The 16384-nt window shown below is 44.3% G+C and carries 13 protein-coding genes; 2 read left to right on the top strand and 11 right to left on the bottom strand.

What is annotated here, in order from left to right:
* Positions 1-11 precede the first annotated feature (11 nt).
* The 6 genes from AAIH57_RS06790 to AAIH57_RS06815 form a co-directional block, all read right to left on the bottom strand.
* Positions 12-926: an ABC transporter permease gene (locus AAIH57_RS06790; protein ID WP_175398765.1), complete on the bottom strand. Its 915-nt coding sequence runs from the start codon at positions 924-926 to the stop codon at positions 12-14.
* A gap of 61 nt (positions 927-987) precedes the next feature.
* Positions 988-2724: an extracellular solute-binding protein gene (locus tag AAIH57_RS06795; RefSeq protein ID WP_430021034.1), complete on the bottom strand. Its 1737-nt coding sequence runs from the start codon at positions 2722-2724 to the stop codon at positions 988-990.
* Positions 2725-3112: 388 nt separating this feature from the next.
* Positions 3113-4510, bottom strand: coding sequence for a response regulator transcription factor (locus tag AAIH57_RS06800; RefSeq protein WP_430021035.1), 1398 nt, complete (start codon positions 4508-4510; stop codon positions 3113-3115).
* Positions 4507-6219 (bottom strand): histidine kinase, encoded by a 1713-nt coding sequence (locus AAIH57_RS06805; RefSeq protein WP_430021036.1) that lies wholly within the window; start codon positions 6217-6219, stop codon positions 4507-4509. Before AAIH57_RS06805 ends, AAIH57_RS06800 begins: the two co-directional genes overlap by 4 nt.
* Before the next feature lie 529 nt (positions 6220-6748).
* Complete coding sequence (locus AAIH57_RS06810; RefSeq protein ID WP_430021037.1) at positions 6749-7519, bottom strand: glycosyltransferase; 771 nt, start codon at positions 7517-7519, stop codon at positions 6749-6751.
* Between the two features lie 123 nt (positions 7520-7642).
* Entirely contained in the window at positions 7643-8332 is a 690-nt protein-coding gene (locus AAIH57_RS06815; RefSeq protein WP_430021038.1) for a glycosyltransferase, read from the bottom strand.
* Positions 8333-8600: 268 nt separating this feature from the next.
* Here AAIH57_RS06815 and AAIH57_RS06820 point away from each other — a divergent pair, with 268 nt between their 5' ends.
* Entirely contained in the window at positions 8601-8771 is a 171-nt protein-coding gene (locus AAIH57_RS06820; RefSeq protein WP_430021039.1) for a hypothetical protein, read from the top strand.
* A gap of 11 nt (positions 8772-8782) precedes the next feature.
* On the top strand, positions 8783-8962 hold the full coding sequence (locus AAIH57_RS06825; RefSeq protein WP_175398772.1) for an H-type small acid-soluble spore protein: 180 nt from the start codon (positions 8783-8785) through the stop codon (positions 8960-8962).
* 343 nt (positions 8963-9305) lie between these two features.
* Here AAIH57_RS06825 and AAIH57_RS06830 read toward each other — a convergent pair whose 3' ends face one another.
* The 5 genes from AAIH57_RS06830 to AAIH57_RS06850 form a co-directional block, all read right to left on the bottom strand.
* Positions 9306-10268: a glycosyl hydrolase gene (locus AAIH57_RS06830; RefSeq protein ID WP_175398773.1), complete on the bottom strand. Its 963-nt coding sequence runs from the start codon at positions 10266-10268 to the stop codon at positions 9306-9308.
* A gap of 36 nt (positions 10269-10304) precedes the next feature.
* Complete coding sequence (locus tag AAIH57_RS06835; RefSeq protein ID WP_175398774.1) at positions 10305-11984, bottom strand: ABC transporter substrate-binding protein; 1680 nt, start codon at positions 11982-11984, stop codon at positions 10305-10307.
* A gap of 93 nt (positions 11985-12077) precedes the next feature.
* Positions 12078-13016 (bottom strand): carbohydrate ABC transporter permease, encoded by a 939-nt coding sequence (locus AAIH57_RS06840; RefSeq protein ID WP_430021040.1) that lies wholly within the window; start codon positions 13014-13016, stop codon positions 12078-12080.
* Positions 13017-13031: 15 nt separating this feature from the next.
* On the bottom strand, positions 13032-13991 hold the full coding sequence (locus tag AAIH57_RS06845; RefSeq protein ID WP_430021041.1) for an ABC transporter permease: 960 nt from the start codon (positions 13989-13991) through the stop codon (positions 13032-13034).
* A 225-nt stretch (positions 13992-14216) separates the two neighbouring features.
* Positions 14217-16379 carry an alpha-galactosidase gene (locus AAIH57_RS06850; RefSeq protein ID WP_430021042.1) on the bottom strand — a complete coding sequence of 721 codons (2163 nt, stop codon included), beginning with the start codon at positions 16377-16379 and terminating at the stop codon, positions 14217-14219.
* Positions 16380-16384: the final 5 nt, after the last annotated feature.

Here is a 16384-nt window from a genome sequence, read left to right on the forward strand (position 1 = left end):
ATTTGGCCTCCTTAGAATATTTTTCGGTCCGTATATTTTTTGGCAAGCTGATTGGCAGACAAGAGTAAAACAATGCCGATCACGGACTTGAACAAGCCAACAGCCGTACCGAAGCTGTACTGTCGCCCAACGAGACCGATCCGGTAGACATAAGTATCCAGAATATCTCCCGATTCGTAGACCACCGGATTATACAGATTATAGATTTGATCGAAACCGGCACTCAAAATATTAGTCAGGCTCATTACGCCCATGAGCAGAATAATAGGCAGCATACCCGGCAGCGTAATATGCCATACTTTTCTCCACCAGCTGGCTCCATCCATTCCTGCCGCTTCATATAGACCGGGATCAATCGAAGTAATCGCCGCCAAGTAGACAATGGAACTGTAACCAAACTCCTTCCACACGTCTGTTCCTATAATCAATGGTTGGAACCAGGTGTTGCTGCCTAGGAAATTAATATTTTCCAGACCAAAGAACGCCAACATCTGATTCACGATTCCGTCCAAACTGAACATGTTGACAACGACGGATGCCAGTACAACCCAGGATAGAAAGTGCGGTAGATAAACAATCGTCTGCACGGATTTTTTTACGTATTTGATACGAATTTCATTTAACAAAACGGAAAAAATGATCGCCATCATCGTTCCGAGCAGAATCTTGCCAATCGCAATTATCAATGTATTGCTGACGACCTGCGCGATATCCGGCAGCTTGAACATATAAATAAAATGTTTCAGCCCTACAAATTCGGAGCCGAACATGCCCTTGGCCGGTATATAGTCCTGAAACGCAGTAATGATGCCGACCATTGGAACATAGCTGAATACAAGCAAAAACAAAATGCCCGGCAGCATCATCATATGGTACATGGCACCTGGGCCTAGCCGGCCTCTTGCTTTCAATTTCTCCTGTTTCATGGATGAGCCCCTTTCCTGAAGAAAGGCTGCTTACCGCAGCCCTCCTCCTGTTCATGGATGTCTATTGTTTCGATGCGATTTCGTCTTCAATTTCCTGAATGACTTGATCGCCGCCTTGTTTCTTCCAGTTGCTGACGAATGTATTGAAGTAATCGAGCGGTTCTGAACCCGTTATGATTTTGATGAACGATTCCTGCTCGAGCTTCGTCAGATTGGCCCACGTCTGCTTCATGCTTGGTGTAGTTCCAGAGAAAGCAGGTGTCATCCATACGAATTTGTTTTCTTTTGTCAATTTGTCGATCAGTCCAACTCCGTTGATCCGCGAATGATATTTGGACCAAGCAGTCACGTCATCTGTATCCATGTCGCTCAAATAGGTTTTAATGCTTCCAATATTGTTCTTCGATTCGGTTGTACGAACCTCATCCAGGCCAATCTCTCCTTTAATGCCGCGAACGACGTCGGAGTAATCATCCAGCAGCGATGTAGCCGAGTTGACTTCGATATTGAAAGGTCTCGTGGAACCGTCTACTCCGGTTTCCTGATAGTTGGCAGCTTCCGGCATGGTCGTTGCAACATCTTTATCATTGGCCAGTTTATCGTAGAACAGGTTTACAATTTTAACGGCCAGTTCAGGGTGCTCATATCCTTTTCTCACCACAATAAACTGATTGGATGGATTGGCGTGAGCCACGTTGACCTTACCGTTTGCATCCTCCAGCGTATAAGCCGAGAATTTCGCATTTTTATCCATCTGCTTCGCACTAATCAGTCCCCAGTCAGGGATATGCCATGGTCCAAAAGCAATACCACTTTGGCCATTGGCGTAGAGTGCGGTAATATCATCAAACGTACGGGTACCAAATTGCGGGTCAATGATGCCGTTCTTGAACCAATCCGCCATGATCCCCAGCATTTGCTTCGTTTCTTCTGTCGTGGAACCATACACGATTTTGCCGTCTTCCCCATTCATCCAATATTGCGGGAACGCCCCTTCGGTTGAGGCAACACCCAGCATGGTATAAGCAGACCCATTATAATCTGTTGTATTCATCGTGTTTACAAATGGAATACCTACCGGGTTCCCGGATTGGCCTGGATCTCTTTTTAGGAATTCCAGCGCTGTTTTCTCCACTTCATCCAGCGAGATGGCGCCGTCTCCATCTGCATCCAGTTGAATCCCCAGCAGATCCAGCCAATCTTGACGGACCCAAACCATCGTTGGTGCGGAATCCAGGGAAGTCGCCGGAAGGCCCATCAAACGTCCATCGATCGTCGCATTGTCTAATGCACGGCCATCATAGGAATCGTAAATCTGCTTGATGTTATCCGTGGCATATTGATCGTAAATGGCCGTCAGATCCTCAATCAGGTCATTATCCACCAATTCTTTCAGTTCATCTTTGGAATCGACGCGCATCATGTCTGGCAATTCCCCGGATGCGATGGCGAGCGAAACTTGACGGCTATAATCTTCCCCATTGGCTTCAAATTGATCTGTAATCTGAGCGTTAAACGTGTCTTTGACCAGTCGAGTATACGCGTTGTTCTCGTAGGTATCTCCAGCTGGCAGTTTCGGGTTAGCTGTGGTTACGCGACCCATGGTTACCGTGATTTGGTCTTTATAGGCACTGAACGGATCTCCCGGCGTTACCTCATACTTGCCTGCTTCCTCAGCAGTAGGAGGATTGGAAGAGCCTCCACATGCCGCGAGGGCTGCAACCATTAAGGCAGACATCGACAGTACGGCCAGTCGTTTCGTCAACACTTTGCTTTTCATGGACCATTTTGTTCTCATCTAATTCGATTCCCCTTATTCTGATATCAAATTTTTGTTTACGCTTTCATTATAAATTGAAGTGAGCACCAATCGAGATAGGGATTGTACGTCCGTTTGGATAGAGAAATGGTTACTGTTTTCAAGCGGTCCCCTGATGCATGGTTAACTGGTGAGCATTTATCCTACCTGCTGACTTACATTCGTCTATCTCTCCTTATACTTGATCGAAAATTAAAGCCGGCAGCTCCTAAAACAGGAAACTGTCGGCCTTAATTTATCAAAAAGCAATAAAATGTCTCGCATATCATTAACATGAGGGTCTGCAACGATCAACGATCATTATGAAATGCGGTTACTGCCTTCAATTTATGGCTGTTCGAACATTGAAAAATGTCTGCTATTTAATTCATCTGCCTAGCTGTCGATACTCGCTTGGCAGATGACCTGTTAGCTCCCGAAAAATCCGGCTGAAATATTTCTCATCCGTATAACCCACTCGCTCCGCGATCCAAAAAATCGTGTTGTTCGTATTGAGCAAATACTCTTTGGATTTCTCGACCCGGATGAACCGGGAGTACTCATTAAAGGTTTTCCCCATCAGATCTTTGAAACATTGGCTAAAATAGCTTCGGCTGATGTTGAGTTGTTGAGAGAGGCCAGAAGCTGTGTACGCCTGCTCCATATCATGCTGCATGATCATTACTGCTTTTTTCACTGCATCGATGATTTCCTGTGAATAGGCAGTCTTTTCATCGGACTTTCGAATGCCTGCAGCAGTCTGCTTAATCCATTCTTCAACCTCGTACCAGGACTCGAAAGAATGGATCATTGAGATTTTTCCAAGCGTAGTTCGGGCAAAAAGGTGGTTCCACTCCATCACGATCGAGTACAGCAATCCCATCAATTGACCTTTACGTAATTGTAATGATTTGAACTGCTCAATGAGTTGGTTGTAGTAACTGTCATGGTGGGCCCATGGTGTTTGGAACCAACTTTTCTTTATCCGGTCAATGTCCTCATCCTGCGGTTCTTTTGAAAATGTGTACTCCTCATTCATTGAAACGGCAATGACTTGCTCATGGGGGTTGTACGCATAGAATAAAGACGTCTCTGTATAATTCATAATCCAGTCTTTGATTTGCGACCACGTTCGCTGTTGTACATCAGACAAAACCAACAACGTACTTTGGGGGACTTGATCCAGGGATTCCTTTAATTGATTAAACAATTGTTCCTCTCCGTACTGGGGTGCTGCCCACATCCAGCTATTCCGCTCAACCTCCCATCTTATCTCATCTCCTTGGGAAGTCAGCTCCAATGGCCACTTTTGATCTGATTTGTGGTCCTGTGAAACAAGTGCATACACATTTTGATAATGGACATTAATTTCATTCTGAGAAGGCATCCTTGGGTTAATGTTCGTCAACCCGTCAATTCGCGTATGTATCCGATGCAGAACATGTTCGAATTGCTCTTTCTCCAACTGGACTTTGGCAATATAATCGATGGCACCCAGCCTGAGCGCTTCCTGGATATAATCGAAGTCCTGATGCAGCGTCAACACAACGATATGAAGTTTAGGATAGAGCTGCCTCGCAGCCCGCATCAGTTCAATCCCTGACATTACTGGCATCGCAAGATCTGTCAACATTAGATCGACCGGTTGGGATTTTAGGAAGTCCAGTGCTTTCGCTCCGTTGCTTGCTTCCCCTACAACCTCCATGTTGAACTCGTTCCATGGCATTGCAGAGCTAATGCCTTTGCGTACCAGCTTATCGTCATCCACAATCAATACCTTAATCATGCCGAGATATCTTCTCCTTTAATAGGCAATATGAGCAATATGTTTGTCCCCGTTCCCAACTCACTCTCGATTATCAGTTGTGCTTGATCGCCGTACTGTGCCTTCAACATGCGGTGAACGTAATTTAGTCCGATGCCCATCCCTACTTTTTGTTGTTCAGCTACCCGATTGTTCAGCAGTTTATGAATGGTTTCCTCCGTCATGCCAGCACCATTATCTTGTATCATAATGTTCAACGTTGAAGTACAGGTAACTTCAATTTGAATAAAACCTTCATCACTCAATCCATGATAAAGCGAATTTTCAACCAGCGGTTGCAGAATAAAGCGGGGCACAGGAATTTGAAGTACTTGCTCATCTGCAGTAATGCGGACGTCAAATTCAAAGTCATATCGAATCTGCTGCAAAATCAGATACTGCCTTAACGCATCAATTTCCTCTTCCATCGTGGATACTTGACCTAATTTGCCCAAATTGTAATAGAGCAGCTTGTTTAATGACTGCACCAGCTTGTCGATCTCCCCTTGTCCGTTCATGACGGCCAGCCAGTGCACCGTATCCAGCGTATTCATCAGAAAGTGCGGATTAATCTGATAGAGCAGTTTTTCCACTTCCAGGTCTGCACGAATCTTCTCTTTCTGCTGCACTTCCTTGAAGAGGTCGCCGATTTGATGCTGCATATTTGAAAATTCACCCAACAAAAAATCAAATTCGGGAATCTGAGTGCGAGCTCGGCTCCCTGTCGTTTGCGGATTTTTGGACATCCCATTGATTTCTGAGTGGAACAGGCCGAGTGGTTTGTAGACCATCTTCCACAGGAGCCAAGCAAGAAATACGGTAAAGCCGAGGAAAAATAAAGCAACCAGCAATATTTGAAGCAACCACTGGTTTTTCTCCTGTTGATATTGCGCCTGCGAAATGACCGATACAACACTCCATTTCTGTGAGGAATCCTCCTTAAACCAGTGATACCCACGGGATATTCCGTCCTTGGCAGGGGCGGCCGTTAAGCTTGTGAAATTCTCCCCGACCTTCATGGCTTCGGGTATTTCACTGTACACAATGTTACCTTCACCATCCAGAATCAGATGAGATAAAGCGCCATTGTATTGATTGTAAGCCAAGACATCCTGTGTAAGGCGAAAGCCGGATTCTACGTAAATGTACACGTCATCCCTTTCAGGCAGTTGTACTTTTCGCATAGCAGACAGAACGAGTTGGTCATCGAACCGATTCATGCTGATATGAGGACCATAGTATTTGATGCCATACGTTTGGAAGAGCACAGGCAAAGATTCAGGAGAAAAACGATCCTTGATCGGAAAGTTGCCGAACTGCGTATTGCCCTCTTTCTGGAAATAATATAAGGTCAAACCGATATTCGGATTGGTAAATGTGACAACACTTAACTCGCTTTTTAATTCGTCCCTGGCCTCGATCAATTCGAAAATATCAGAAGACGGTTTCAAGAATTCATCCAGCCTTTTGCCTATAGTACCCCTGTAAGACAATTGCTGCGTAACGTGATTCAGATTGGTGATCGAATTCTCCAATGAAGATGTCACCTGCTGTAAATTGCTGCGGATGCCATCATCGATCTTATTTGCGAAAATGGAGTCGATGGTATAGTAAGATATCGCAAATATACTGATAAAGGGGATAAACGCACTGAGAAAGAACAGTAAAAAGATTCTTTTTTTAAGTGTCATTCTGACCTATTCTCCTTCTAAAATGAAACAGCAAGCCCCCTGGTTATGGAAGCTTGCTGTGAATATCATACAGCTATACCGATTATCGTTTTCCCCATAGGCCTCGGCCATTTTGAAGCTCGTCGGCATTTCAATCCATTCAGGCGGACACAAACTAGGACACTCTGCTGCGACACGTTCAAGTCCAATTTACTTTCATAATTATAGATTGATATTCAAATAAGTCAAACGCTTTCATGCATTGGACTAAAGGGAAATATACCGGTACCTCATCATCCAGCCCGTAATTAATGTAATGAAAAATAATTAATGCAATGATACAAAAAACAGCCTGTGCGTTTTAGTAGGTCCGGATCTCCCTTATTCACTTTACCATTCAACTAATCAAATACCATTTCCACCTCAAAAAAGTCGCCATTCAGGCGACTTGGACACGATTAGAATTTATAACGTTCATTGATTTTTGGAGCACATTGGGTGCAGCATTATCTAATGCACAGTCATTATGGCAGTGGGTAAAGTAGCGTCATTAGAAAAAGCGATTCAGGATCTGTTCGATCTCATTTGGCTCTGTGATCTCAGGACCGAAAGCAGCTTTAGGTTGTTTACTGTTATTCCAAGGCTCCAACGTACAAGCATCATGGACATTTGCTATTTTCCAGGTTAGTACGTTGTCAAAAGTTGTTCCTGTGTTCTGTCCATGAATATGATTAATCCAGATTGGTTCTTTGATATGAATGAATTCCCTGGGAACCTTGTATGCATCGCGCCAGGTATAACGGGCCGCTTGTCCTTTCAAATACTCATCCACATTGATAATTGTGACACCGTAGCTTGGAAGCCAGAAAAAAAATTTCCCCAGTCGCTTTTGTACCGAGTCGTAGATGTAACCGTATTGCGGTACCAAGGCAACCGTGTCTTTTTGAGGTTTATAGGCGTGCAGCCTTCTGATAAAATCTTGGTGATACATATCGTCACTGGACAGATACACTCGGTACAAATACTTGAACTCTACAATATCTTGGATTATATGAGACTGGTATTCTTTGGGTGTTACAAAACCGATGTTTGAAGGCAGCGGAGGATACTTGTTTAGTATCTCTTGTATAAGCTTCTCTGACTTCGGATCATACAGCACGTAGCAGGTAAAATCCTGAGAAGATTGAATGAGCAGGCTCTTGAATGCATATTTCATGAATAAATCCATTCTGTATTCTATCCAGGTCGGGGTTAGTCGATCCGCTGTCGCTCCCCAGTTATTAAAAAGCATTTCTACAATGAGTTTTTTTTCCTTAGACATGCGCTTGGCCCTCCTTTGTTTCAGGGATCAAGTAGGATGTAAAATAGTATATGATTTTTCGGTAGACCTGCAATGGATATATTGCTTGGAAGTATGAAACCATATACGGACAAGGCGTTCTTGTCAGATCATGAATTCCCGTAATACCTCTTCAATCTCGCTTTCGCTCAGCCGGTCTTTAAGTGGGACCTTTTTTACCGAGGTATTGCTGGAATGAACGACATTGATATAATTGCGAGGAGAAAGCAGCTCATGTGGTAGATCGATGACATTCCCATGAGTACCTCTGCCAGGTAACTTGACGCGGTATCCTGAGGCGTATTGCTCCGTTTTATACAGATACACATAGAACTGGGGTGAACGGTGGAACGTTGGTGCCATCTCATTATTAACGCTGTCCCACAGATACCCGTTCTGATTGATTAGTGCCATCGTGTCTGGCTTTGGCTCCACGCTATAAAGCTGCTGGACAAACGTTCTGTGGTACATGTCATCTGAATCCAGTCTGGCAATATAGATGTCTTCATGCCCTTCTGCAAAGGCGAGTATGGCGCGAACGCTCTCGATATGCGTACCAAAACGGATATTGGCCGGCAATGGTTCCTGCTCTGCCAAAATTTCCTGCATCAACTCTCCTGATTCCTTGGAGAGCTTCACTACGGTCAGGAAATCCTGATTCGTCTGTGCCTTGAGACAGTTCAGGGTAAACCTGCGAAAAATGTCCATTCTCCGCTCCAACCATACCTTCGTCAGACGCTGCGGGTCGAAACCGTAGTTGTTGAAGTTAATTTCAATCACAACTTTTCTACTCATGTTTCCGCCTCCTCTTAAAATCTGTCTTTATTCAAATCTTCCAACTCTATAAGTTATGAAAAACTAAACAAGACGTAACGGACACTTGAACACCTACTTTCCAAGCGGCTCACTCTTTCTGTAAAACAGTTCATTTTTCTCATATCAAATGTAACGCCAAGGCAATCAAATCAGAGTACAAGAAAAACTTTTGCATAAGCTCTAACTGTTTGGTGCAATGTAGTGATGCGGAAGTATATTAAAGAAATCACTACATGGAGGGATCGTTTTGGCTAAGAGCAAACAACAACAGGAAACGCATGGAATCGGGCAGATTGAACATCAGCTGAATAATCAGATGGAGGCTGCGGCAGAAATTCAAGGACAATCGAAACTCGACCAAGAAATAAAAAAAGCCACCCACCGTCATCTGAATCAATCGAACGAGCATTCAGAATAAGGAGAACTCTCATGAACAAACAAAGAGCGATTGAAATTTCGGAATCGGCCATTATGAAAAATGTAACCTACCAGGATGCCCCTATCTTTATCCAGCATGTTAATGAGGATGAGACGGCTCGAATCTATCCGATCGGAAACTCGGAGCAGGAAATGACCGTTCCTTTGTCCAGTCTGACTGAGCATCCTTAGAAGATGACGGGTTAGGAAGGCTATCACCTTGTAATACATCCTTAAAACTTCTTGGTTTACAATAAAACCGGGGCGTTTAAGCTCCGGTTAACAAAGATTCATAACTGGCCGGCCTTCTTCAGGAATAAAAATGCTGCCGCCGCTTTGTTTTTTTCGCAGAGCATCATCCAATATCCCGGTGGTAAAATATCCGATCCAATTGATGTGATACTGCCAAACCGAATGATTTAAGCGATAGCTCTTCTTCTCATCGGCTTCGGACAGGAACTTAATTCCTCAATACAAAAAAGCCGCTAATAATTTAGCGACTTTTCATGAAAAGTTCTCTTAAATTCTTCAGGTATCAATAGAGCTTTGGCAGTTTATCAAGTGTAATGGCATAGTCAGAATGATATGCGCTACGCAGCTCCTCATTGGTTGTAAACTTCTCTGTTTTACCAAAGTCCTGGGACCAAGTCATAAACCAGAGCCATGGAATACGCGAGGTGGACAAGCTTTTGACACTCGGAATAGGACCAATCTCCCCGATAGCAGCAAATTTGGGTGTTTGTGTGACCCGAACTAGTTCCTCATACTCCTCTCGCAAATCAGTATGTTGGTGAGCCGGGGGATACATATCCCTGGAAATAATGTCAACCACGTCATCCCCAACATAGCCTTCAGCCAACGGTGAATTCCATACCCAAATCAAATTATTCAACGCATGATAATTCGTGTACCGATTATACATGATCCGGTACAGCTCTTTGGCAATAGCCGGACCTTGGCTGCCCCACCAGAACCAGGTTCCTTCCGATTCATGAAAGGGTCTCCACAAGATTGGTATGCGCTTATCCCTGAATTCCCGGAGAATGTCGGCCATGTGATCCATATCAGACAACAAGGCTTTGTGTTCTTGGGTCCCTTCTACAATGGCCTTCCTTACATTATAGTCCGTATGTTCCGTGTAAAAACTCTTATCTCGTCCGCCAAGCGGAGAAAACCAATGCCATGTGAACGTAAGCAAGCCTCTTTTTTCCTGCGTCCATTCCCAAGCTTTTTGCAGCGTATCCTGATTCTCTGATACTTCCAGTAAACAATCTTCACCACTATCTTCATAATTGATGTTTGGAGAATAACCAAGAAGCTCGAAGCCGCATAGTGCTGGACTCTTCCCCGTTACTTGATGAATGTAGTTCAATTCATCTTGCGCTAGGGTCTGTGTGTGCTGTCCCGTAATGATGCCATTCCCTTGAATCTCGTGGAAATAGTTGAGCACAGATCGTACTTCTTCAGATGCATTAGGATTGCATGGTATCGGTTTCATTTTATCCTGCCTTTCTGTCTATTCACATTTGAATGGTTATTGACCACTCCACAGTTTAACGCGGTCTTTCACATATTGGCCAAAAGCCTCTTCCATCTCTTCTACTCCTGCCTTCTCCAACTCGGCCATGTACTCATCCCAGATTTTATCAAAATTTTCCGGTTTGGCCATAACAGCTTCAGGAATTCGTTTCCATGTAATATCCTTCATCTTAGCCATTAGAATTGTAGCCTGGCTATCGCTTGGCAAAGCAATATTGTAGACCGCGCCCGCTTTTCTTTCAGGAAACTCTTCTTCTTTTGGAAAAAGATCTCTCCAGTGCTCGACTTTGTAAGCAGCCAACGCTTCTTTTTCGGGCTCACTGTAGGTTGCCGTTAAAAGATCACTGTTCGTTTTCGTAAAATAATTGCCTGTAGAGTCCTCAATTCCGTCACCATAATGAACCGATAGGTTCCAATACAGGCCGAGACCCGATTCTTTCATGTAAGCACTGCCTTGGCTATCCATCTTTTCTTGAACTTCCTTCGGTACGGTTCTTTTTCCATTCTCTACAACGTAATCTTGTCCCTCAATCCCCCAGTTCATCAGAACCTGTCCTTCTTCCGAAGCGAGGTAATCCAAAAATTTGATCGCAGCTACAGGGTCCTTGCATTCACTGGAAATTGCAATACCATATCCTCCGTCAAAACCAGCGGACCAGAAATTTGTATCCTTATACTCCTCAGATAACGTTACTGGATAATGTCCGTAGGTTTGGTCAAATTCACCTGCAGCCTTCAATGCCTGTTGTGCGTCGCCATAGTCCCATGCAGGGTCGATCAGGCCAAGCACTCGTCCAGATGAAACCTTGGATTTGAATTGATCCGTCTTCTGGACGAAGCTTTCCTTATCCAATAAACCTATATCGTTCATATGGTTCAACCAGCGGAAATATTCCTTCTCCTCTGGACGGCGGAAATGATAGGTTACGTCGAATGTTTCTTGGTCCACAAAATATTCTCCATCATCCGGAGCGCCTGTCGTAAAAAATCCCATGTTCGTCACCTGATACATGTGCCAGTCATCCGCATTAATGGTAAGCCCGACATTTTTGTTACCGTTTTCATCTGTTGGGTGTTTAGCCAAATAGTCCGTAATAACCTTCTCATAATCCTTTACCGTACGAATTTCGGGATAACCAGCTTCTTTTACAACGCGATGCTGAAGCTGAAAACCGCCGTCGGCTTTGAATTTACGTTCATCGATAGCAGACCAAGTCGGAATGGCATAAATGGCTTGATCCTCCAAACTATATTTGGCACGAACAATCTTATCGCCAAGCATCTTTTTAATATTGGGAGCATGTTCTTCAATCAGGTCCGTCAGGTCAAGAACTGCACCTACATCCACTAGCTTGCCAAGATCAGCCTTTGCAGCTATGAGATCGGGAACTTCACCGGTGGCAGCCATGATGGATACTTTCTGCACAGGGTCACCCACTGCGAATTCAGCATCCAAAACGACGCCTGTTTTCTCTGTGATGACTTTTCCTATACGGTCATTCATATTGTTCCAGTTAGGACTTCCATCCTCTGAAAAATAAGTAAGTGTGATAGGTTTTGAGCCATCTTGACTTGCTGATTCCCCACCACCACTTCCACTGCAGGCTGCGAGCTGACTGAGTAAAAGACCAGCTGAAAGTAGTGTTACTGCCGTTTTTCGGGTTCGCTTTTTCATAAAAACTAACACTCCCCATGATTCAGATAATTTCAGATAACCAGGTCTACAACATATCTCCTGGATACAAAGTCATTTACGTTTAGTGTCTCATCAGCTTTTGACAGCACCCAGTGTCATGCCTTTTACAAAGTACTTCTGCAAGAAAGGATAAACAATGAGAATAGGCACTGTTGCGATGATGGTAATCGCCATTTTAACAGCATCAGGAGATACTTGTGACATCAGTTGCGACATGTTTTCCCCACGTATATTGTTCGAGTTTGTGGTGGTACTCTGAAGCACTTTCATAAGCTCATACTGCAAGGTCGTTAGGGAGTCATTGGAACCATTATAAAGGTACGTATCAAACCAAGAATTCCATTGCCCGACAGCAAGGAACAAGGCTACCGTAGCAAGAGCAGGCTTGGTAAGCGGGAGTATGACACGCCAGTAAATGGTGAAATCGTTCGCCCCATCAAGCTTGGCCGATTCTTGCAGAGCATAAGGAATTCCATCGATGAACGAACGGATGATGAATATATTGAAGGCGCTTACGAGTCCTGGCAAAATATAAACGGCGAATGTATTGATCAGATCCAGATTCTTGATCAAGATAAAACCCGGAATCAAACCGCCCGACACATACATTGTGATTGCCAGAAATACGGAGACAAACCGCCTTCCCTGAAATTCTCTACGAGCAAGTGTATAAGCAACCATCGATCCGCTTACAAGACCTGCCAGTGTTCCTATTAGAGTTCGAAGCACCGATATTTTGAAACCCGTGATCAATCCTTCATAACTAAAGATGAGCTTATAATTTTCCAAAGTGAATTGTCTAGGGAAAATTGAAATACCGCCTCGAACAGTATCTACGGAATCGTTGAAGGAAATGGCGAGTACATTCAAAAAGGGATATAGCGTCGCGATTGTAACAATTCCAATGAATACATAAACAAAGGTGTCAAATATCAAGTCTTGGGGAGATTTTGCGCCTATCTTCGGTCGTTTGGGTGTGACGGAAGAAGTTGTCGGCTCGGATGCTTCCATGTCTGTTCCTCCTCCTTACATAATGCTTTCGTTAGCGAATTTTTTAAAAAGTCCATTCACGACGAACAGCAAAATCACGCTGATGACCGAATTGAAGATACTAATAGCAGTACCGAAAGAATATCTCCCCATGGATAAACCGTAGTTCAACGCATACAGATCCAACACTTCGGAATAGTCGCTAACCAAGTGATTGCCTAGCAAGAATTGCTTTTCAAATCCGATTCCAACGAGATGGCCAATCGACATAATAAACAGTACGATAATGGTTGGCCTGATGCCAGGGAGTGTGATATGCCATATTTGTCTCAAACGACTGGCACCATCGACCCTTGCTGCCTCATACAGTTCAGGACCAATCCCCGAAATGGCAGCCAAATAGATAATGGCGTTCCAACCTGTCTCCTTCCAAACATCGGCTCCGGTCACTATTCCCCAGAACAGTTGCCCCTTGGCCATAAATTGTATCGGTTGGTCAATCAAATTCAGCCCCAAGAGCAAGTCGTTTATCGCGCCTCCGTCCGTTGACATCATTTTGATGACAATTCCGGCGGCCACGACCCATGACACGAAGTGAGGCAGGTAAGAAACAGTCTGTACGAAACGCTTCAAAAACTGAACCCGTACCTCGTTTAGAACCACTGCGAACAATACAGGAAACACGAACCCAGCCACAAGCCCCATAAGACTCATTGCCAGCGTATTTCTTAGCACCAAATAGAAATGCTCATCCTGAAACAGTGCTTGGAAATGGTCGAATCCAACCCATTTTTGATCGAAAAACCCTTTGCCTGGTCTGTAGTTTTGAAATGCCATCGTCCATCCCCACAGAGGCAAGTACTGAAATACAAACACCCAAATCACAAACGGAAATGACATCATGTACAAATATTTTTGATTCTTAAAGACTTTCCACTTTTGCGAATTTTTGTGTTTGCGCGTGCGGAACCTTCTCTCTTCTGTTATCGCTTTCATTTCATTCCCCCCTTTCCTCTTTCATCATAAAACGATTGTTATTTTGGCGACATATCGGAGATCTATTATGATTTCATTCAAAAATCCTTACTATTTTCAGAAAAATATAATTTATTTTCATAAGTTGGTATAATAAAAATCCCCTGCAGTAAACCAATGCAGAGAATTTTTATCATTGAATCATTGAAAGTTAACGTTTAGAGAATGCTTCTGGCATCGCCATATTTATTGAATAACGCTTAATCTGAACCATACACTGTTATAGTCTCCTGTAAGTTGAGGGATAATCAAGCCTGCTTGCATTAAACGATCCCCGCCAAAAGATCCCATGTGTCCACTCTCTCCACTCACCTCATAAGTATACGAATGATCCAATCCTTTGAGCTGAAGCATATCAGAAGCAGGGTTTGGCTTAGCTAAAACTCGAAAGTAAAATACGATAGCTTCGCATCGATTGTCCGAAACGAACATCCAGGATGTTTCATTCCCTTGAAAAGGACTCCGAAGTCTAAATAGATCACCCTGTTGTATGAGAGAACGATGTTCTTTGTACATGGCAACCTGTTCCTTCACCTGGATTTTTTCGGCATCCGTGAATTTGGTCAGATCAAGTTCATAGCCAAAGTTCCCCGACATCGCAACGTCACCTCTGAATTTAAGCGAGGTATCGCGGTGGATTTGATGGTTCGGCACGGCGGAGACATGAGCTCCGATGGTACTGACGGGATAAGCCAAACTGGTCCCGTATTGTATTTTTAAGCGTTCCACGGCATCCGTGTTGTCACTTGTCCAAGTCTGCGGCATATAGTAGAGCATTCCGGGATCAAATCGACCTCCACCGCTGGAACAACTTTCAAATAGAATTTCCGGAAATGCAGTCGTCAGTTTATTTAAAAGTTCATAGAGCCCAAGCACGTACCGATGTGCAATCTCCTGTTGATTCTCCGGTAAAGCCGTTGCGGAACCAATTTCGGTCAACGCGCGGTTCATGTCCCATTTTACGTAAGAAACAGATATATTGGTGAAGATTTCAGCCAGTGCATCATACAAATAATCACGAACTTCCGGCCGTGAAAGATCCAATACCAATTGCCAGCGGGCTTCCGTCCGGCGGCGGCCTTCAACGTGCAGACACCAGTCGGGGTGCTTCCGGTACAGATCACTGTCGGGTGAGATCATTTCAGGTTCAAACCATAAACCAAATTGCAATCCGTGACGTTGAATCCGTTCCGCCAAATCACGCAGGCCATTAGGAAGCTTTCTCCGATCTTCAACCCAGTCTCCGAGCGAACAATTATCGCTGTCACGTTTGCCGAACCAGCCGTCATCAAGCACCAACAGTTCAATCCCCAGTTGAGAGCCTGCCTCGGCAATCGCTTCAATCTTCTCTGCAGTGAAATTAAAATAAGTTGCCTCCCAATTGTTCACGAGAATCGGTCGCTCCTTGTCCCTATGCACGCCGCGGCATAAACGGTTCCGGTATAGTCGATGATAGATTCGGGACATGCCTCCGATCCCTTCATTTGAATATACCAATACAGCCTCAGGGGTTTGGAAGGATTCGCCGGGAGGAAGCATCCAACCAAAATCAAACGGATTCACTCCAATGCTCAAACGAACGACACCAAAAGCATCCACTTCAGCTTCGGCGTGAAAATTACCGCTATACACCAGATTTACCGCAAAGACCTCCCCATGATCCTCATCGGCTTCAGGGCTAACGACAGCCGCAAAAGGGTTGTGCTGATGACTACTCATTCCACGTCTGCTCCCAAGACTAGTACCTCCTGGGCCCAGGGGCCTGCGTTGAAGATGCGCCTCTCGTGCCCAATGACCCGCAAGGTATAGCAACTCATAATGGCTCTTACCATACAAATCAACATTGGCACTAAGCGCACGTAAAAGTTTGATCGTGCGTTGACCGTTGTTCTTAAATTGAACTGACCTGGTAATAGCTCCATCCCTGAAGATGCAATATTTTAGAAGAACGGTCAGTCCTGCATATGCATCCTCCAATTCCAGCTCCAAGGTATCTGCTTCATGGTCCGTTTCCGTATACACATATGGCAAGCCTTCAAGTGCTGGTTTACCTGCCTTTGTTGCGTACCCTTTATAACGAAGCTCTGTAATGCGGCTCCCGTCTTCAAGTTGAACTTGATAGGCAGGCGACCTGAAGTCACCTGTTCCATATTGCGGATATTCATGAGGCATGGAGCCTAGCTCCGTTTTTTCCAGACCTGGTACAAGTTTTTCAAGGTTTCCTTTCTCGGACAATCGTTGCCCCCAATATACCAGTAACGGATAGCCGTCTATGATTTGAATAACATAACTGGTTACACGGGATTGCATATGAAAAATATGCTGTGACTCGTTAATATAAATAGCCATTACAT

It is taken from the genome of Paenibacillus sp. MABNR03, from assembly GCF_050455445.1.
Taxonomy (GTDB): Bacteria; Bacillota; Bacilli; order Paenibacillales; family Paenibacillaceae; genus Paenibacillus; species Paenibacillus xylanilyticus.